Genomic DNA, 20,811 nt, shown 5'->3' with positions numbered 1-20,811 from the left:
GCAATACTCCTTGGCTAATATAGCCCAGAAATGACCATAAGGAGACAAAATGAACAAATACGAAATTATGTCAATCGTAAACCCTAAAGCTGATGTTAAAGTTTTAAACGACTTATTAACAGAAGTTTTTGGAAAAGGCGTTTCTAAAGTTGAAAAACTTGAAAAAAACGAACTTGCTTACGAAATTAACAAATCAAAACACGCTCAATACGTTTTAGCTTTAGTTGAAGCTGAAGGAAATGCAATTGCTGAATTTACACGTCGTTCAAATATCGTTAAAGATATCTGAAGAGTACTAGTTATTAACCTTGATACAGAAAAAGGATATAACAAAAAATCTGATGATAAAGCAAAAGCACGTGGAAGAAAAAGAGTTACAAAAGACGCAAATAACGCTCAAGAAAAAGTTGCAAAACCACGTCAACCTAGAGTTCGTAAAGAAAACTCAGAAAAATAGTTTTACATTTTAAAGGAGTAACATGTATAACAAAATTACACTTGTTGGTCGTATAACCAATACACCAGAGTTATCTCATACTTCAAACAATATTGCGTATGTTAGATTAACACTCGCAGTTAATAGACCAAGTTTCGGAAACAATAATGATATTACTGATTTTATTCCGCTAGTTGCGTGAAGACAATCAGCTGAATTTATTGCCAATAACTTACCTAAAGGTGCCTTGATTTTAGTCGAAGGCTCACTACATTCATCAACATATAACAGTAATCAAACTAATCAATTAGTTAGATCACTAGATGTCACAGTTGATCGTGTAGTACCACTTGAATCAAAAGCTGTGCGCGAAATGAGAAATAATGCTGCGCCAGTTGTAAATAATAGTTTTACACCAACATTCAATAACGCAACAGCAAATAATCAACGTACATACACCAGAAATGAAAACATTGATTATTCATCTGTTGAAAAGAAACAAACTCCAAATGTAACTACTGAAATTAATAATAACGAAGCTAAATCAGCTGAAGTTGAACAAGACATTTCTGCCTTATTTGACTTTGGGAATGATTTAGATTAATAAAGGAGACAATTATGGCTTTCATTAAACGTAACAAAAAAGCTTTCGGAAGAAGAAAATCATGCGAATTTTGTGATAACCACATGGAATATGTAGACTACAAAAATGTTGAATTATTAAACAAATTTGTAACAGCTACAGGACAAATTAAAGCTAAATCATCAACAGGTACATGTGCAAAACACCAAAGAAAAGTAGCAAACGCAGTTAAAAGAGCAAGATTTATTGCTTTAATGCCTTACCACGTAGTTCGTCCACGTGTAGCAAAAAGCAACTAATATATATACTTAAAGTATGACACTATCCACAACTATTTATTTTAGTTGTGGTTTTTTATATTATTTTACACATATAAAAAATGTTTATTCTTATGGTGTAGGTCTTTAGGTCCTTTGTTTTTTTTTTTTTTTTTGAAATAATTTTAAATGGATAAAAAATGAATAAAAACTAATTTTTAAAGGAGCATATTAACATGCAAAAGAAAGTTAAAACAAAACTGATTAGTGCAACTATTCTTGGTGCATCATTAGCCGGGATTTCGAGCCTAGCTGTGGCTTGTGCAAACCCAGTGCAAGAAGCAAAAGATAACGCATTAAATGAATTAAAAGTTGATAAAACTTACGAATTTGTGGCCCCTGAAGCCAAAGAAGAAACTACAAAACTTATAATGGGCGCTTCAAGTGTTGCAAAAGTTGATCAATATTTAAATGATCTAAAGGCAAAAGCTACTGACATTAAAACTAAAGCCAATGATCTTGTTGCTTATGTTAACGACAATACTTTTAAAGTGTTTAATAAACAATTAGATAATAGCATTGATTTAAACATTAACTCATTAAGCAAATATCAAGCTGCTTTAAATGCTTTACAAAACTGATATAAAGATCAAATTAAGCAAGCAATTACAGCTGATAAGTATTTATCAAACGAACTTAAAATGGAGTTACAGTCTAATAGTGATAGAACAAATGAAGTCAAAACTTTATTTGATATTTATAATGAATATAAAACTCAAAGTGATAAAGCTTTTAATAAATTATTAGATGAGAAACAAGTGGCCTATATTTCTGAAATCAAAAAGTTACAAAAAAGATTAACTTCTCAACAATATGATGATTTTATTAGTCAAATCAAATCTAATAAAGAATTAAAATCAGCACCTTATGATACTATTTTAAAAGCTGCAAAAGAAACAAGTTTTAACAATTTAAGAAATGAAATTCTTGAGTTTATTAAAGACAATCAAGCACGTGAATTTACAGCTGCTTTACGGGACTCATTAGACAATAAAGTTAAAGCAATTAATGAATACTCAGAAAGCAATTTAACTACATTAGAACAGTTGCAACAAGAAGCACAAGTTAGTGTAGCAAATCAATTATTTGAAATCTATAGTAAAGAAATCAATCAACATTTCTCAACATATAGTGATGAAATGAAGCAAAGACTTCTTGCTCAATTGACTCAAATGAAAGCAAATTACAAGGAAATTGAAGAATTTCAAAGTGTGATGCAAGAAGCTAGAAATATTAATAGCTTATATGCAATTTTAGATGCTAAAGAAAAATTCCCATATCTCACTCAACAAGATATTGTTGAATTTAAAGATGAAATTCTAAAAACAGCTCTTGTAACTGAAGAACAAATGCAACAAATGCTTAGTTTAATTCAAACTAAAGACTTAGCAAGATACCAAGAGTGAGCAAAAAACAATTATCAAATTCATTTGAATATATTTCAGCAACTAACATAACTAAATATATTGGTCAAATTGATCAAGCAAGTAATAATGCTTTTGTTAAAGAAGTTCTTCAAGAAGCTTCTAAAGATAATTTAGCCCAAGCAAAAGAAAGTTTGGAAACATTAATTAATGGCTATGATACTAGAATTAATATTTTAAAAACCAAAGCTTTTGATATGCTAGCTAATATAACTATTGAACCAACCTTGGATAAATTTAATAAATTTAGCAAAAATCAAATGCACTTATTAAGTGAAACTAACATTTTTATAACAAGTAAGTTACCAAATTTAGTATTCTTTGATCAACCTACAGTATTAAACTTAATTAATGCAATTAATGGTATTGATTTAAGTTTAGATTATGAACAATCACATGCCAAACTTGAAGAAATTTTAACTCAATACCGTGCAAAATATCTACAAGCTGCTAAAAAACAACTCAGCTCTTATCTTGCTCAAAACGATGCTAAAATTACACCTCAAGCTAAAGAACAATTACAACAAAAAATTGACCAAGAGCTTGCAATTAAAGATTTTGTTGATGTTCTAACCTACTACCAAACAGTTAAAAATGATATCAGTCGCGCAATATATGACAAGTATCTTGATGAATTAACAAGTGGTTTTACTGCACTTGAAGATAGTGAAAGAGCTCAATATAAAGAACACTTATTACAATTATTAAATGAAAATAAGATTGATGAATTTGCAACTTATTTATTAACTACAATTCAACCTCAAAATCAAATTAATGAAGCGAATGTAAATAATTTGAAAATGCAATATAAAGCAGAAATTGAAGCTTATGATTACTTAAAAGTAGTAAACCCAGCTAAAATTACTGAATATGTAGCAAAAATTGAAGATCCAACGCTAGTTAGACCTTCAATGGTGCAACAAGCAATGCAATATGTCGAAACAAATTACTTTAATAATTTCGCACCTTTTGCTAAAGGAAATGTAACTATTGAAGTAAATGATGCAACATTTACTATTAATAACGGGGTTTTAATTAGCGTAAGCAATTTACAACCTGGTGACTATGTATTACCACAAGTATGAAAAGTGGAAGCTGATGCTTTTGATAATACTTATAAGTCAGCTAGTTCTAATTATTCATTTGCTTTTCCTAACTTAAGAGAAGTAAATGGTACGCCATTTAAATTTAATGGACTTAAGAGCATTAATTTAGGTCACATTAGCACAATTCCTGCTAATGCCTTTAAAGATGTAACTTCATTAAGCACAATTATTGCGCCTGAAGTTACAGAAGTATTCAATAATGCTTTTGATAATACTAGAATTACGACATTAGTAGCACAAAAATTAAAAACTATTGGTTCTAAAGCATTTGCTAACAACCCAAGTTTATCTAGTGTGCAATTTAATTCTGTTACATCATTGCCAAATGACGTATTTGCAAACGATACTGGACTTAGAAGCGCTTCATTTGCTAGCTTAAAAACTATTTCTGCTGGCGAAAACAATACAAGTTTATTTGAAAACAATATTGCTTTAACTAACTTAATACTTCCTGTACTTGAAAATATTCCTGATGGATTATTTGCTAATAGTAAAACACTAAAAACTTTAGTATTACCCGAAGTAAAAACAATTGGAGAAAATGCTTTTAAAAATTCTAGCGTTGCTAACTTAACATTAGGAAAAGCTAACGCTGTTGGAGCTCATGCATTTGAAAATTCATCATTAGCAGCTATTTCAGCTCCTGAATTAGCTTTAGTAGGTGATAAAGCTTTCTATAACACTCAATTAGTATCACTTAGCTTACCTAAAGTAACTACAGCAGGTAAATATGCTTTTGCTGGAAACAATTTACTTAAATCTATAACATTACAAGCTTTAGAAACTATTCCAGCTGGAGCCTTTACACGGAATAAAGTGATTAATGATATTACATTAAATAGTGCTAAGACTATGGATAATGTAGCTAGTGATGAACTAAGCGCATTCCAAGAATTAAATACCTTAACGAGCCTTAATGTTCCTAGTTTAAAAAACATTTCAGCTAAAGCATTCTATAATTCACAATCTAATTTAACAATTAGTGCTACAAACCTAGAAAATATTGGTGAAAGAGCTTTCCAAGAAGCCAAAATTAAAGCACTTATTGCTCCTAAATTAAAAACTATTGGCAATTATGCCTTTAAGAATTCAGCACTTACATCATTAGATTTTAGCAGTGTAGAAACAATTGGTGCAGGAGCCTTTATTAATTCTCTTCTTACAGAAGTTGTGGCTAATAAAGCAACTTCTATGGGCGAATACGCTTTTGCAGGATCTAAGAACCTAATCAGTGTAGAGATGAATGAATTGCAAACTCTAGAAGCAGGTACTTTTGGTATGAATCCACTACTTAAATCTATTTCATTTAATGAATTACTTAGAATTAATGATTGAAAAGTTAATGAAGAATATGGAAGAACATCAACTGGTGCATTCGATACAGCGAAATCACTTACTACTATATCATTACCAAAAGTTCAATATATAGGTATTGGAGCGTTTGATGCATGTGAAAATGTTACAAACCTAAACATTCCAGAAGCTTTAGATATTAGAGAAAAAGCATTTAGAAAGAACAACATTATTAATTTAGTGGCGAATAAAGTTACTCAAATAGCTCCGGATGCATTTGCACAAAATGATAATATACAAACAATTGAAATGAAAGCTTTAGTCAAATTACCTGCTGAAGTATTTAGGGGAATGAAAAAGATTACATCAGCTAAATTCGAAGCACTTGAAATTATTACTTCTGGTAGTTATGAAATTGGTGCCTTTAGTGCAGCTAGCGATTTAGCGACATTTGAAGCTCCAAAACTAAAATCATTAGGTTCATATGCGTTTTATAAAAATAAAAACATTACTGACTATAATTTCTCTGTATTAGAAACTATTGAAGATTATGCATTGGCTAATACAGCAATTAAAAAAGTATTATCAACCAAACTAGTAACATTGGGTAACAATGCACTAGCAAATACAGAAATTAAAGAAATTAATCTTGAAAATGCAGAAACAATAAAATCTGGTGCACTAAGCAATACAAAGATTAGTGAAATAAATGCACCTAAATTGCATGAAATTGATTCTAGTGCATTAAAAAATGTTGCTTTAACAAAGGCTAATGTTGGTATTGAAAAAATAGATACAGAATACTTGTTTGCAGCTTCAAAAAATACTCTTGAAGAATTTACGGCTAACAATATAATAACAATTGACACAAAAAGTGATAATGGTGCATTTGGAAACTTTAAAAAGTTACGAAAAGTAGTTGTCCCTAAGCTTGAAAAAATTGGTTCCTTTACATTTGCTAATACCCAAATTAAAGACTTTGAATTTCATAATATTAAGTATATTGGCAAAAATGCTTTTGCATCAACGCAATTAAAAGGTTCTTTAAATCTTCCAAATGTGATAAGAATTGGAGCCGATGCATTTAGTGATACTAAAATATCAGAAATAGAAATGAACTCATTAGAAACTATGGATGGTAGAGCATTTGATAGATTATCTTCACTTAAAAAAGCAACATTTAATAAATTAACAAAAATAGAAAATGGTGGTACAGGAGAATATAACACTTATGGTGCATTTTATGGCACTGGAATTAAAGAGTTTAATGCACCGGAACTTACTACTATTGGTGTAAGTAGCTTTGGAGCAACTAAAGAATTAACTATATTTAATGCACCAAAAGTTAAAATAATAAATACATCTGCATTTAAATCATCTGGTTTAACAGACTTTGACTTTAGTAATGTTACTTCAATAGGAGAATTTGCATTTTCAGATTCGTTATTAAATGGTGAATTAAATCTTCCTAATGTAACATCTATTGGTACAAGTGCCTTTAATGAGACTAAGATTTCAGGTAAAGTAACCGCTAATGCCTTAATTAATTTGGGTGCCTCTGCATTTAGTAATACTAAAATATCAGAAATAGAAATGAATGAATTAACACAATTAGGAGATGATTCATTTACTTCATTAATAACACTTAAAAAAGGAACGTTTAATAAATTAATAACTATACAAAATGGTACTCATATAAACTTTATTGGTACTTATGGAGCATTTTGCGGATCAGGAATTGATGATTTTACTGCTCCAAAACTTGAATCAATAGGTTCATATGCATTTGCTAAATTACACAAAGTTGATAAAGTACTTTTAAGAGTTCCAAGTGATGTTAAAATAGCAACAAATGCTTTTGACTCTAAAGAAAAATATCAAATAGTAGAATAATAATCTACAAATACAGCTGAAAATAGGCTGTATTTTTTCTTAATTTTTTTATTACTGTTTAGTAATTTTGTACTACAATATTATATATGAATTACCAAACAGTAATATAAGACTGATAAATAAGGAGAAAAAATGAAAACAACTGCTAGTTATATTTCATTCTTGCATAAAATTGTATTAAAAAAGAAATCAACTTTTATAGTTCCTATTGTTTGAATAGGAATTGCCATTATTCTAAGTATCATTTTTGCAACATTACAATTAAATGATCTTAAAAGTAATTTTGCTATTTATGCAATAGTTTTTGCAGAATTATTAATTACAATCTTTTATGCAAGTATGAAGTCACTACATATATATAAGGATTTAGAAGAAGAGGGAGTTGAATTATTAACTTATTCAAAGCCTATTTCTAGAAAATCAATCTTTTTAGGAAAATTTAGTATTTTTATAATATTTGGAGCTTACTGAGGAATATCTATGCTATTGGCTAACCTTTTTATAGGATTAGGAATGCATTATGCTTATTTAGTAGCGTATACCTTACTATCATTTGTGGTATTTTTCTTAAGCTACATTATGTTTGGGATGATTGCTTCAATTATTGGATATAAGTTAAATGGAAAAATAGCTTTAGCTGTACCAATGGTAGCTTTTACACCTCTTGTAATTGGAGGTAGTGTAATAGCTTCTCAATCAACAGCTACAAGTAATAACTTAGCATTTTATTTAAATGCACCACGGAACTTACAGCCTGCTGGTAATAAGGCTGATATTGAAATGTTTTATTTGAATAATGATCAAGATAGTTTTTATATCATTCCAAATGGTTATGATGCAAATACCTTTAGCGCTAACCAAGCAAATTATATTAAACAAGCATATAATTTTTCAAAAGCTTCAGCTAAGGAATGACAAGCATATTCATGATTGATCATGCCATATCAATTGGTTGACATCTTTAATATAGAAAACAAAAATATATTTGATAGTTTTGCAAGTAATATTAGCAGCAATTTAGATAACTATATTTACTATAACCACTTAGATTCACCTGCATATAGTTACGCACTTAAAACTGATGCAAGTATGCCTAAATATCAAATTTCACTATCAGATATTAATAAAAAACAAATTAAAAAGGATGTGTATTTAATTCCGGGAGCTTTAAAAAACCAAGTTAACCCTGATTTAAATGGTCTTTTTGTGGACACTAATATTATTTATGTAAGAAATGGTGCGAATGATTTTAATATTACCTTCCCTGAAGATTCTTACAGCAATACAACCGGTGATACATTAGTTGGAAAACTTGAATGAAAATATATAAAAGAGTTACTTAGCTCAAGAGTATTTAATGCATATGGACAAAAGTTTATTAGAGAAATCTTAAATGATGAAAACTATAAAGAAGCAGATGTTAATGATTACAATTTAATTTCTGGATTAATTAATAATAAACTTCAAGAAGCAATCGAAGACGACAATTCAATGCTTAATAAATTAGATGATCCTGCTGTTACAGTACTTAATGATGAAGCAATTAGTAAGAAAATTATTAAGTCAAAAACTGAAAAAGAAGTTTATTTATTAAGTGCAATGCTATATTTCATTTATTTTAACTACAATAATACTAATTTAGTTAATGCAATTTTATACAACAGTAAAACAAGTGATTACACTCCAAAAAGCTATGAGTTTCAAATTGGAGGATATACATATAGCATTGGTGGATATGCAAGCTACAGTACAAAACAAGAAGTAAAAGACAATCAAGTTGTGATTAGATACGACTTGAAAAAATCAAATAATTATTTATTCCAACCACTAGATCAAATGTACCAAGTCAGCCGCGATAAGCAAATCATTAATAAATATGGATTTATTGGCATTTGAATTGCTCTTGGATTTATCTTCATCTTAATTAACAATGTACTATACATTAGAAAGGACTATAGATAATGGATATTTTAGAAGTAAAAAACTTAAGCAAAGTTTATCAAGATAAACATGAAGCTCGTGGAATCTTTAATCTTAATTTTGCAGTACCGCAAGGTTCATTTCATGCCTTTATTGGTGAAAATGGTGCTGGTAAGACTACAACAATTAAATCTATTATTGGTTCTTATGATAAATATGATGGAGAAATTTTGATCAATGGTATTAATGCAAGAAAACCTGAATCTAAAGCCAAGTTAGGATATGTGCCTGAAAACGCAATTTTTCCCAAAGAATTAACTACTTGAGAATACTTATATTCCTTAGCGTTACTGTCAGGAATGCCAAAAGCACAAGCTAAGGATAAAATAAATATGTTACTTGAAAAGTTTGAAATTAGCTCACTTTCTAAGTCAAAACCATATGCTTTCTCATCTGGACAAAAGAAAAAGGTTTTATTAATTCAAGCTTTAATTAATGATCCTGACTTAATTATTCTAGATGAGCCAGCTGCTAACTTAGACCCAACTGCTAGATATCAATTATTTAGCTTACTTGAAGACTTACATAAAGAAGGAAAAAGTATTTTTATTTCTTCACACGTTTTGAGTGAAATTGACAAATATGTTGATTCTTATACATTAATACATCATGGAAAAATTGTTTCTTCAGGGATTAAAAAACAACCATTGGAAGATATCTTTTATGAAAAAGTTATTAAAAAATAAGTTACTATGATTATCCCTAGGTTCTTTACCATGCTCAGTTACTATGGTAGCTTGCAGCAAACAAGATAAACTAAATGATGATGATATTAAACTTAAAGAAATTAAGCCTTTAAGCCAAAACCAAATTAAATTAAACGAAATACTAAAAACACTTAATAGCAATATACAGGAACAAGATTTATATTTAAAAACTCAGCAAAATATTCCAGCAGCAATTTACACAGAATTAAAATCAGCAATGATTTATGCCAATATTTCAAATGTAAAAGTGCTTGAAAAATCACCAAGTACTTTAGCCGGACAAGTCAAAAATTCAATTAATTCAATTGTTAATGTTTTAAGCATTAATTGATATTGATACTTAGATCACTTATCTCACAATACTTATGTTTTTAATCCATTTGATGCTGATTACAAAAATTTAACTGGAATAGATTCAACTTCTAATCAAAATAGTACTTTATCAACTGAAAAAAATGAAGAGAAGCAACAAGTAATTCCTCGCAGTACTCAAGAATTATTTGACTATGTAGCGGAAAAATATGGTTCATACTCGTTAACACTTAATGATGCTAAAATAATGAAAATTCAAAGTTTTGAACTGCCTGCAAAAATCAAAGATGTTTATATAAGTAAATATTTAAACTTCTTGGTACTGGATCAAAATCGTTTTATTCCTTATTTCACATATAACAAGAGTATAAAGAATGAGAAACAAGAAATTATAAAAAAAGCTATTTTAATAATTCCAGATGTTTTCTTAGTTTTAAATAATGATATTGATGGTACTATTAATGCCTTTGTACAAGCCTTTAAAACTGCATATCAATCCATCATTCAATCTGATATAGATTATGCAGTTAAAACTGGTGAGCCAAATGATGAACAAACAGCTGCACAAGTATACTTAAAGCATAATGATGCAAACTTAATTCAACTATATAATGAAAATAATTATTCTACGATATTTTATAAAGCTTTTATGGAATTAAATAAAAGTAAAATGCAAATTTTAAGATACACATGAGGGGAAATTGATGAAAACTAAATGAAAAATTTTAACTATATTAGGCTTTGCTCCATTAGGATTTGCAACAGTTTCATGCAGCAATTATGAGCAAGGAACTAAGTTAAATGCATATATTGATTATGATAAAGACACTTCTCCAGCAGCAACATCTGCAGAAGCCTTAAGTCATCAAAAAATTATGAATCAATTACTTTCATTAGTGTACAAAAATACCCCAGAAGCACAAAATGCAAAAGAAATTTATCTACTAAAACAACAACAAGATCAGGGTACTATTTTAGCTAAGTTTACCCAAATAGCATCAGAATATAAAAAGATTTATAAAAGCATCAATATTGGTGAGCTAGAAGAAAAAATCAATCGATTAAATTCTATGCTAGTTTTCTTAAGAGGTGATAAAAAACGTTATCAAGAAACCTTAGATGAAATCAAATCTTTACAAAGTCAAATTGATGAAGCAAAAAATAATAAACCAGCCATCTCTGCTCTTGATTATTTAGCACAGTATAAAGAGTTAATTAATCAAAATTGATATTTTATTTTAAATAATTTAGATAAGTTTGATTGAGATTTTGTATCAATGGCATTTAATCCTTATGAACCTACAAGCAAGAAAAAAATGCTTACGGATGAATATATTAATAATGCTAATAAACAAAAACCTTTTACTACATTAAATTTCAAAGATAGCTATCTAGACGATATTAAATTAGGTGATGAGTCTTCTGAAATAGGAGATAATGATGCTTACTATATCAAAAAAGATAAATTAGTTTTCCGCATTATGATTAGAAATATTTCGAGCAATATTTCACAAGTAGATTTAAGCTTTGTTGGAATTTATTTTGGAGCTGCACAAGCTAAAACAATTTCACTTAACTTAATTTCTCAAACTATTCATAGTGGATTTATTCATGACTATGAATCAGGTCTTAAACAATATCAAGAAGATATGCCAGTAAAGCAAAGATATGGTTATCCAGCTTTTGTATTCCCATTTGGAAAGGAGCGAAATGAAAAAGTCACTGAAAATAATGCTAACTAGTTTTTTTGCTTTAACAGCAGGTTGTGCAATTCTTGTTCCTAGCATTTCGGCCATTAGCAATAAACAGCAAAAAGCTATAACAAGTATGCTGTCTAAGCAAGAATCAAATAAAAACATTAATGCTAAAATAAATGATGGTATTAAGTTTGAAGATGACTTAACATTGCGTTGAAAAATGTTTTTAAAACAAGCTGCAATTGAATCACTTCTTAATGAAGTGTATGGCACAAATGCTGAAGCAAAAGAAAAATATATTGCTTCTCAAGAAGCTTTGTTACATAATGATTATTTAAAACAGTTATCAACAGCACTCAAATATGCTAATGTTATTACTCGTCAGTCTTCTTCATATGAAGAGCCAGGTGAATTCTTTTGAATGACATCACGAGCATATCCTTATCCAGTAAAACAAGCTGATAAAGTTATTGATCAAGCTAATGAAACTAATTGATTGTGAACTTTATTTAATATCAATCGTTTTATTTTTATGCAAAATAGCACTTTTACTCGTGATAATAATGAATCTGAATCTTCATTTAGTTTAAGAGACCATGAAAATAAGTTAATTTATTCAATTTTCTCAAATATTAAATCAAATATATTTACACAGTTTGTTAAACAAGTAGAAGCAAACTCAAATGATGTGCATTATTATTTATTAAATAAAGATGGTTTTATTTTACAAATTGATATTAGCAAACAAATAGATGACGAAACTAAAGAAGTTACTGCTAAAGCTAGTGTTTTTAGTTACATCAAAACATTCCCAAAACTACTCAGTGCAAGTAATAAAGATACAATTTTTAATTTAAATAAATATGTTTCTTTATTTGCTTCTTTTGACTTAGATAATTCAAATAAAACTCAAACTGAGGAAGTTTTATACAAAGATTATTATGGAGGTATTCTATTGCAATATTCAGCAATAGATGTTAAATAGCATGAAAAAATTTAAATTTCTCTTTTCATTAAGTATTTTACCATTAGCTAGCATGCCTTTTGTGGCAGCAGCATGTGATGGATCTGGAACTCAAACAAGCTTAAGATTAGCAAAAGAACACTTTGCAACAGAAGTAAAAGCTGAATTAGCTAAATATAATGTTCATTTTTCTTCTCAACAAGAACAAGCTTATCAAAATTTTGATATAAAAGCATATAATGAAATAAATCAATCTCTACAAACGAATGCTAAAAGTATCTTTGTGCTTAAAGCTGAATTAGCTAATGATTCTTTAACTGCAGAACAAACTTCAGCTAAACAAGCTCAAATTAATCAATTATTGCAACAAAACGAAGAGATATTATCCTTAAATTTACTACCTTATTTAAAATACTTATATAACTTTACTACCAAGTTTTATGATTATGGATTATTGACATTTGAAAAAGAATCAAATACACATGCAGTTCATTCTCCAAGATATTTACACTGAGCTGCTAATGTTAAAAATGAATTTTCAGCTAGCAATGAGGCTATTCACAAGCACTTTACATATAATCGTAATAACGTAAAGCCAAATATTCTAGTTAAACACTTGACTTTTTCAAAATTACAAGATTCTGAGAAAAAACCAGGATATAAAGTTCTATATGTTTCATTTAAAAGCACAATATTAAAAATTTATGTTTCACCTGAGGGAGCAATAACATTAGATCCTTTATGTATATACTTCTCACAATCAGATCCGACTAAGGCAGTTAACCCACAAGAAACTCTTGAAGCAATGGAAAAAAATGAAGCTAAGTTGACTAATAAAGATATCAATCTGTTTGAAGAAAAGTTCGCTACAATGCCAGATATTAAATACCCTCAATTTAATCTTATTTATTAATTAACTTTTAAACCTATAAAACAGCAGAATTTACAACATAAGAAATTGTAAAATTTTGCTGTTTTTTTGTTATCTTTTAGTAAAATAGTCAATATGAAAAATAAAGCAATGTTAATTCAAATTCTTCAGATCAAAAATATCTTTAGAGTTTTTAATGATATTGAATATTCAAGTGCACAATACTTAGTTGAAGAATACTCTGAAAATTTATATGATACTGTCTCCCTGTAAGCATAATTGATTTTTAAAATTATGAAAGGAGACACAAAATGGCAAAGAAAAAAATCAATAAAGAAGAACAACCAGTTATTGAATTAATTGATGTTGTTAAAGAATTTCAAGACAAAACTGTTTTACACAGTATTAATTTACAAATTAAACGTGGCGAATTTGTTACTTTACTCGGCCCTTCAGGTTCAGGTAAAACCACAATTTTAAGACTAATTGGTGGCTTTGAATGAGCTACTCGTGGTGAAATTAAGTTTGATGGTTATGACATTAAAGACTTAGAACCATACAAAAGAAATGTATCAACAATTTTCCAAGATTATGCTTTATTTCCACATTTAAATGTAGAAGGTAACATCGCATATGGATTAAAACTTAAAAGAGTTCCTCGTGAAGTGGTAAATGATAGATATAATGCTTTATACCAAAAGAAATTAGCACAATGAACAGCTCTTTCAGAAGCAAAAATGGCTCAACTAGACAAAATTCAAGAAAAATATGAAGCAGAACTTGAATCTACAAAGCCCGGAACATATCAATACAGAAGACGTCAAAATTGACTTGATGATTCTGACTTCAAATACTCATATTGAGAAAACTATGTAAATCAAAAATCAGAGGCATTTAAAAATCGTTATTTCAAACGTAAGATGACCAAAGACGAAATGAATAATAAAATCGCACAAATGATTGACTTAGTTGGACTTAGTGGCAATGCTACTAAACCGATTAGTGCACTTTCAGGTGGTATGAAGCAAAGAGTAGCACTAGCTAGATCTCTAGTTATTGAGCCTGAAATTTTATTACTAGATGAACCTTTATCAGCGCTTGATGCTAAAATTAGAAAAAAAATGCAAGTACTTTTAAGAAGTGTACAGCAAGAATTAGGACTAACATTTATTTTTGTTACTCATGACCAAGATGAGGCATTAGAACTTTCAGATCGTATTGCTGTTATGCGTGATGGAAGAATTGAACAATATGACACACCAAAAAATATTTATGACTACCCAGTAAATATTTGAGTTGCTAAATTTATTGGTGATTCTAATATTTTTAACGCTAAATTCAATCCTAAAAATGGAAAAATTAAACTTCTTGGAAAAGAATTTAAAACTGTTCATGAAATGGATGAATTCACACCAAATGAAATGTTAGATGCATTAATCCGCCCAGAAGATATTGATATTAATGCTAATCCATCAACTACTAAGGATAAAATTGCTGGAAAAATAGTTGACATTTCATATCGTGGTTCTTATTACTACTTAAAAGTAGAAATTGCTGAAGACGAATATATTTATGTTGAAACAGCTAAAAAGTTCGATTTAGAAGAAAAAGTTTATATGAGTTGAACTATAGACTCAATTCACTTGATGAAAAAAGATCCGAAGTGAGATTATTCAAATAATGATTTCCAAAATTAAAGATAAACTTGCTCTAAATCGTAAGCTTTATTTAGCTATCCCATATATTTTAGTGGCTATTTTACTTATCATTTTGCCATTAATTATGATTATTTATTCAGCCTTTTCGGTTACAGGAGATAACTTTAATTCATGGGAACTAGTAACAAGTAAAAACACTTGAAGAATTATGGGGCGTAGCCTTTGAATCGGACTAGTTTCTGCTATCTTTTGCTTAATTATAGGCTTTCCATATGCATATTTTATATCCACATCTAAATCTAAAGTTTTTCGGATTTATGCTTTAAGCTTAATCCTTTCTCCGATGGCTATTTTTACTATTGCGAGAGTTTATTCAATTAAAGCTTTATTTTTGGCAATTTTTGCTTCAGATCCAAAAAGTTTAAACAATGAAATGTTTATTGTATTTGGACTAACTTATTTAAACTTACCTTTAATGATTATGCCTTTATATACAGTATTTAAAGACATGCCTAAAAACATTGTTGAAGCAAGTAATGACCTTGGATACAATAATGTACAAACCATTTTCAAAGTTATTATTCCTTATGGAACTAAAGCTATTTTATCTGGTTTGGCTATGATTTTCTTAGCCAGTGCAACTACCTTTATTATTTCAGCTAAATTGCTACCAGATGGATCGCAACACCAACTAATTGGAGATATTATTAACTCAAAGATTAACCCAGGAAATAAATTTGACCTGTCAGCTGGTTCTTCTTTAGTTATTGTTGTTTCTTTAGTATTTATTTCAATTTATGCATTAATGCTCTTTATACCTAAGTTAATTTTTAAACTTAAGAAAGGAGCACACTATGAGTAAAATTAGCTCATTTTTAAGAAAAAGTTACATTTACTTAATTCTGGCAATAGTTTATATTCCTCTCTTTTTTGGAGCAATTTTCACATTCAACGAAGCTACTCCAAAAGGTTTATTTAACACAACTTGAACTAAAGGAACTGTAGAAAACTGAATTCATTTATTTGACAATGATAGAATTTCAGCATTAGTAAACTCAATTTTGTTAGCAATTATTGTTTCATTCTTAGTTTGTGTTATTTCGCTAGTTACAGTTTATGCTTTATATCGTCAAAAAAATAAAACTGTACGTGGATTTGTTACAGCTAGTTCGAATGTTCCTCTTATTAACCCTGATAACATTACTGCAATAGGACTTGTTTTAGTCTTTGGTGCTTTCTTCGGGGTGGTACAAACTGATAATGAAGGATTTGCTCGTGTTATCGTTGCTCATACCGTAATGGCAATACCATATGGAATTTCTTTAATGCTACCTAGAAGCGAAAAATTTAATAATAACTTATTTGAGGCAAGTCAAGACCTCGGATATTCAAAAATTAGATCATGATTTAGAACATATTTCGTTTATATGATTCCATCAATCATTATGGCAGTAGTGGTTTCTTCTGTACTTAGTTTTGATGACTTTATTATTACACGTACTGTGTCTAACTCACCTACACTTGGAACTAAATTATATGAAGGTTCATTTGAACCTTGAGGACTTGTTTTAGGAACTATTATTTTATTTATTACAATAGTTGCTAATATCATTTACACCTTAGTTAAGAAGAATAAAAAGTAATGAGAAAATTTTATCGTAATTTACTTATTTGTTCCAGCCTACTAGTTACAGGGGCAGTTGTAGGTAGTGCATTAGCTTATAAAGCTACTCACCAATACAAACCAGCATTTTATAATTTCAAATCATATATGTCAGAAGACAATCAAGATATTTTGAGAGAACACTTTACATATACACAGTTTAGTGAAATTAGTGAATTTAATAATGCGCTAATAAACCATAAAGCTGCAGCTGGAGTAGGAACTGATTTCCTAGCTGCTCAGCTTGCTAAAAAAGGTTTAATTAGTAAAATTGATTATTCAATTCTATTCAATGACCCTAGTTTAAAAAATAATTATCAAAAAACTAAAAATATAGTTCGTTTATTTTTACGGGATGAAATTTGAAACCATTTAGGACACTATAATGATGAATTAGCACAAGCTAATAAAGGTGAATTATGAGAATACTTTTTCCCTTATTATTCTCAAGATGCTGTAGTGGCTTATAACACCCGCAAAAATCCTATTGCACCAGCAAATCGTGAAGATGAAACAGATCAGCTATCTGGTATTGCTACTTCATGACTTAAAGAACAAGATTTTAACAATAAAGAAGCTTATAATTCATTTATTAACGTATTAAAAGCTGTACATGCTAATGGGTTTAATTCTTTTATCATTACAGACGCTATGCGTGATAATATGCTTTATGGATCCTCATATTGACTTTTACCTGACGGAGAAAGAACTTCAAGCAAATTTACTGGTGATGTTAAATCAGATACTTATAAAATTTTAATTGATTCATTTAAGCAATTAATTAAAGATGGTACTGGCTATGATGTTCGAAATAATCGTCATATTTCATTCGAAGGGGATGGATTAGAGCTTTTAAATCAATTAATTAATCCAAAACGCCCTGATATTACAGCTGCCATTATGTATAATGGTGATGCAATTGATGCTTACTATGGATCTGATAACTATCCTGCAAGTGAAAAAGAAGAAGCATTAGGAATTAGCCATGATGGCGATATCAGAGTCATTAAACCTAAGCAAAATTTATTATTAGTTGATGGAATTATGCTTTCTTCAGCCAATAATGAACGTGAAAATTCTTTATATTTACAAATTCTTGCCCAAAGCATTTATAGCAATTTAAATGCTTACTGAGAAATTGGGAAAGATCAAATTTCATTAGATAACTATAATAAAACAGCAAAAGTTCAATTTAGTGAAAATGTCACTGCTCAAGTTTGAAAGAAAATCCAAGAGCAAGGCGCTTTTAACCATCTATGAGATCCTAGCTTATTAAGTCAGCCAATTGAGGAAAATCAAGTAAATGAATTGATAACTAAATATAGTGATTTAATTAATCTATCATTGCCTCAAAATAAATTATGACTTGAAAAGTATGCTCATATGCAAGCTCAAAGAGATGAAGAGATAGAAAATTATGATGCTAAAATTAATATTTCTCCTAGCATGTTACAATCTTATTTTATTGAGTCAAAAGATGCATTATTAGATCGATTCTTAGTCTTTTTAAATGATTCAGAAGCTAAAAATATGACTTTAGAATCCCCTTCTAGCGAAGATGCTATATTGAGTGCTATTGTAGCAAGTAATAAAGAACAAATTCAAGAATTTATAGCACAAGAAGAAGACAAAAAAGACGCTTTAGCCTTGTACCTAGGTCGCAAAATAGCTTTTATTGATATCTCAGATGAGGAAAATATTGAAGGTTGAGGTAACTTAACTAATTTCAATTACATTAACTATGTACCTACTCAAGAAATTGATTATCAATTAGTATTACGTAACTATTTTGCTGATGCAGTAGATGGTCAAGACAAAAATGTAATTGACATCTATAAAATAGTTGATGTTTCAAATCAAAGTGATAAGCTTGAAATCTTTGCTAGCGAATTACAAGAATTAATTAATAAATTTAGTAGCGATTCTACTTTAAGCGATGAAGATCGTGAATACTTAGCTCAAGCTGAAGAAAAATTAAACTTAATTAAAACAGCTTTAAATCAAAATAATGAAGCTGAAATCGATAATTTATTAAATAATATTGAAAAAGAAAAACATAATCCAATTATTATTAAGGCTTGAAAGAACAATGGAATTATTGAACATAAAGCTCTAAGCCCAATTAGTGAACAAATTTCTTCAGAAGCGTCACAATATTATTTTATGGAAACAAAAAGTTAAATCAGGAGCAATCCTGGTTTTTTGTATAAAAAAGCGATATTTACTTAAATAAATATCGCCTAGACTTCCTTTTAATATTTCGAATTAATGACTCAAGAGTCATCTATTTTAACACCACTGTATTTATCATTTATTTTAAATTTTTCAAGTGAAGGAATTTTCATTAATTGATTGCCTAATGATTGTGCTTCTTCCTGTTCAAGAGATGGAATATCTGTAATAAATTCTTTCAGTTTAGTGATATTTGAATAATCGTCATATTCACTTAGTTTTAATTCTCTTAAATTAGGCAAATGTATTTTTTCAAGATTTGTAGCCTCATTTAAAAAGTAACCTGAAAAGGATAGAATATTTTCATTGTAATATTCTCTTTCTTTACCTTTATAAAAAATAAGACTATTACCAACTACCAATTCGTCACCTTTGTATCATTTTAAATATTCATTAGGTTCTGGAAAGCATATAGTATGAGAAAAATTTGGTATTTCAATTTTTTTGACAGGAAGTACTGTATCAAGTCAAAGGTAAAATGTTCTATCCTCTCAATATTCAGGATTCCAATTTGGAATATGAATTTGTTCTAAATTATAAGCATATTCAAAAGCAGCAGGTGCACAAGATATAGCATTTTCTAAATGAATTTCTTTTACATAATAATTATTTGCAAAAGCTCCCCTTGAAACATATGTAGCTTTTTTGTCTTTGTATATTTCATCCTGGCTATTACATTTAACTAATGTTGAATTAATGTAGGCTGGATCAGGCATTGACACATATTCTCAATTAAAATAAAAATTAAGTGCGTCTTGTTTGTCTGATATTTTAATTTCTTTTAGCGAAAAGTTATATCCGAGAATCAAATTAAGATAACAATGATCAAATCTAGAATAATTATTACCATAGGAATTTAATTCCAAAGTCTCTAAATTAACAGTTCCACTGAATGCATTCTCGTGAATAAAAATTGCATTTTTTAATTTAATACTTTTTACATATCTATTGTTTCTAAAAGCATTTCCACCAACAACAGTAATATTATCATTTTGATAATTAGCTTCATTCTTTTGATATTTAAATAAAACTTTACCTAAAATTAGTTCATCAGGAAGAAAATCATAAGTAAATACTTCCCAACCTATACGCTCTAATTTTGGCACATTATAATTTTGCAAATTATAGCAGCCAACAAATGCTCCTGTCCCAATAAATGTAAGATTTGGAAAATCTATGGATTCCAAATTTAAACATCCTGCAAAAGCTTCCATTTGTATCTCTACAGCATCAGGGATTGAAACACTTATTATATTTTTATTTTTAAAGAACGCTTTTCTTGCCACAGATTTAACATTATCTAAATGAACATGCTTCTCATTGCTTTGGTATTTAAATAGCACTTCATTAATTATTGTAATAGCCGGTAATGAATGATAATTAAATGAATAATCTTCTACATGCATTAGCTTAGGCATATTGATCCTATCTAATGCTTTCACACCCGCAAATACTTTATCTAATATTTCTTCTACATTCGGAAGTTCCAAAACTCTTAAATTTGCAAATTTAATGAAAGCACATGAATCTATGCTTTTTAATGTTTCAGAATGCAATTCAGTAATTTCTGACTCATTTATTTGCCATGATTGTATTTCTTGTAATGTAATATTTTCAGTATAAATATATAATTTATTATTAATAATTTCATAATCTTTGCTTGCTTCTTTCATTA

General features: G+C 28.9%; 17 protein-coding genes. 16 read left to right on the top strand and 1 reads right to left on the bottom strand.

Going from position 1 to position 20,811, the window contains the following annotated elements; translation table 4 throughout:
- Nucleotides 1-49 precede the first annotated feature (49 nt).
- The 16 genes from rpsF (at nt 50) to ACNQ12_RS03165 (ending at nt 19,085) form a co-directional block, all read left to right on the top strand.
- Nucleotides 50-457, top strand: coding sequence for a 30S ribosomal protein S6 (gene rpsF, locus ACNQ12_RS03240; RefSeq protein ID WP_418037282.1), 408 nt, complete (start codon nt 50-52; stop codon nt 455-457).
- A gap of 22 nt (nt 458-479) precedes the next feature.
- Nucleotides 480-1,040 (top strand): single-stranded DNA-binding protein, encoded by a 561-nt coding sequence (locus ACNQ12_RS03235; RefSeq protein WP_418037280.1) that lies wholly within the window; start codon nt 480-482, stop codon nt 1,038-1,040.
- A gap of 14 nt (nt 1,041-1,054) precedes the next feature.
- Nucleotides 1,055-1,318, top strand: coding sequence for a 30S ribosomal protein S18 (rpsR, locus tag ACNQ12_RS03230; protein ID WP_416742023.1), 264 nt, complete (start codon nt 1,055-1,057; stop codon nt 1,316-1,318).
- 194 nt (nt 1,319-1,512) lie between these two features.
- Entirely contained in the window at nt 1,513-2,793 is a 1,281-nt protein-coding gene (locus ACNQ12_RS03225) for a hypothetical protein (RefSeq protein ID WP_418042159.1), read from the top strand.
- Nucleotides 2,739-7,052 carry a leucine-rich repeat protein gene (locus ACNQ12_RS03220; RefSeq protein ID WP_418042157.1) on the top strand — a complete coding sequence of 1,438 codons (4,314 nt, stop codon included), beginning with the start codon at nt 2,739-2,741 and terminating at the stop codon, nt 7,050-7,052. Before ACNQ12_RS03225 ends, ACNQ12_RS03220 begins: the two co-directional genes overlap by 55 nt.
- 132 nt (nt 7,053-7,184) lie before the next feature.
- Complete coding sequence (locus tag ACNQ12_RS03215) at nt 7,185-9,014, top strand: ABC-2 transporter permease (RefSeq protein ID WP_418037276.1); 1,830 nt, start codon at nt 7,185-7,187, stop codon at nt 9,012-9,014.
- Nucleotides 9,011-9,718 (top strand): ABC transporter ATP-binding protein, encoded by a 708-nt coding sequence (locus ACNQ12_RS03210; RefSeq protein ID WP_418019225.1) that lies wholly within the window; start codon nt 9,011-9,013, stop codon nt 9,716-9,718. Before ACNQ12_RS03215 ends, ACNQ12_RS03210 begins: the two co-directional genes overlap by 4 nt.
- A complete protein-coding gene (locus ACNQ12_RS03205) occupies nt 9,696-10,766 on the top strand; it encodes an aromatic motif membrane protein (RefSeq protein ID WP_418019154.1) in 1,071 nt (356 codons plus the stop codon). The genes ACNQ12_RS03210 and ACNQ12_RS03205 overlap by 23 nt, the downstream gene beginning before the upstream one ends.
- On the top strand, nt 10,756-11,793 hold the full coding sequence (locus tag ACNQ12_RS03200; protein WP_418037274.1) for an aromatic motif membrane protein: 1,038 nt from the start codon (nt 10,756-10,758) through the stop codon (nt 11,791-11,793). The genes ACNQ12_RS03205 and ACNQ12_RS03200 overlap by 11 nt, the downstream gene beginning before the upstream one ends.
- Nucleotides 11,762-12,733 carry an aromatic motif membrane protein gene (locus ACNQ12_RS03195; RefSeq protein ID WP_418037272.1) on the top strand — a complete coding sequence of 324 codons (972 nt, stop codon included), beginning with the start codon at nt 11,762-11,764 and terminating at the stop codon, nt 12,731-12,733. Before ACNQ12_RS03200 ends, ACNQ12_RS03195 begins: the two co-directional genes overlap by 32 nt.
- Nucleotide 12,734: 1 nt before the next feature.
- Entirely contained in the window at nt 12,735-13,625 is an 891-nt protein-coding gene (locus ACNQ12_RS03190; protein WP_418019151.1) for a variable surface lipoprotein, read from the top strand.
- Nucleotides 13,626-13,718: 93 nt separating this feature from the next.
- Nucleotides 13,719-13,856: a hypothetical protein gene (locus ACNQ12_RS03185; RefSeq protein ID WP_416754963.1), complete on the top strand. Its 138-nt coding sequence runs from the start codon at nt 13,719-13,721 to the stop codon at nt 13,854-13,856.
- A gap of 38 nt (nt 13,857-13,894) precedes the next feature.
- Nucleotides 13,895-15,280: an ABC transporter ATP-binding protein gene (locus ACNQ12_RS03180; protein WP_416754964.1), complete on the top strand. Its 1,386-nt coding sequence runs from the start codon at nt 13,895-13,897 to the stop codon at nt 15,278-15,280.
- On the top strand, nt 15,264-16,103 hold the full coding sequence (locus ACNQ12_RS03175; RefSeq protein ID WP_416754965.1) for an ABC transporter permease: 840 nt from the start codon (nt 15,264-15,266) through the stop codon (nt 16,101-16,103). The genes ACNQ12_RS03180 and ACNQ12_RS03175 overlap by 17 nt, the downstream gene beginning before the upstream one ends.
- Entirely contained in the window at nt 16,096-16,884 is a 789-nt protein-coding gene (locus ACNQ12_RS03170; RefSeq protein WP_418037270.1) for an ABC transporter permease, read from the top strand. The genes ACNQ12_RS03175 and ACNQ12_RS03170 overlap by 8 nt, the downstream gene beginning before the upstream one ends.
- Nucleotides 16,884-19,085 carry a type 2 periplasmic-binding domain-containing protein gene (locus ACNQ12_RS03165; RefSeq protein WP_418037268.1) on the top strand — a complete coding sequence of 734 codons (2,202 nt, stop codon included), beginning with the start codon at nt 16,884-16,886 and terminating at the stop codon, nt 19,083-19,085. The genes ACNQ12_RS03170 and ACNQ12_RS03165 overlap by 1 nt, the downstream gene beginning before the upstream one ends.
- 71 nt (nt 19,086-19,156) lie before the next feature.
- Here ACNQ12_RS03165 and ACNQ12_RS03160 read toward each other — a convergent pair whose 3' ends face one another.
- On the bottom strand, nt 19,157-20,809 hold the full coding sequence (locus tag ACNQ12_RS03160; RefSeq protein ID WP_418037266.1) for a leucine-rich repeat domain-containing protein: 1,653 nt from the start codon (nt 20,807-20,809) through the stop codon (nt 19,157-19,159).
- Nucleotides 20,810-20,811 lie beyond the last annotated feature (2 nt).

Origin of the sequence: Mycoplasma paraquilae, assembly GCF_048284415.1 — a bacterium.
Taxonomy (GTDB): Bacteria; Bacillota_I; Bacilli_A; order Mycoplasmatales; family Metamycoplasmataceae; genus Mycoplasmopsis.
Note: the sequence above shows the minus strand (reverse complement) of the source record. Positions and strands in the feature narration are given on the sequence as shown.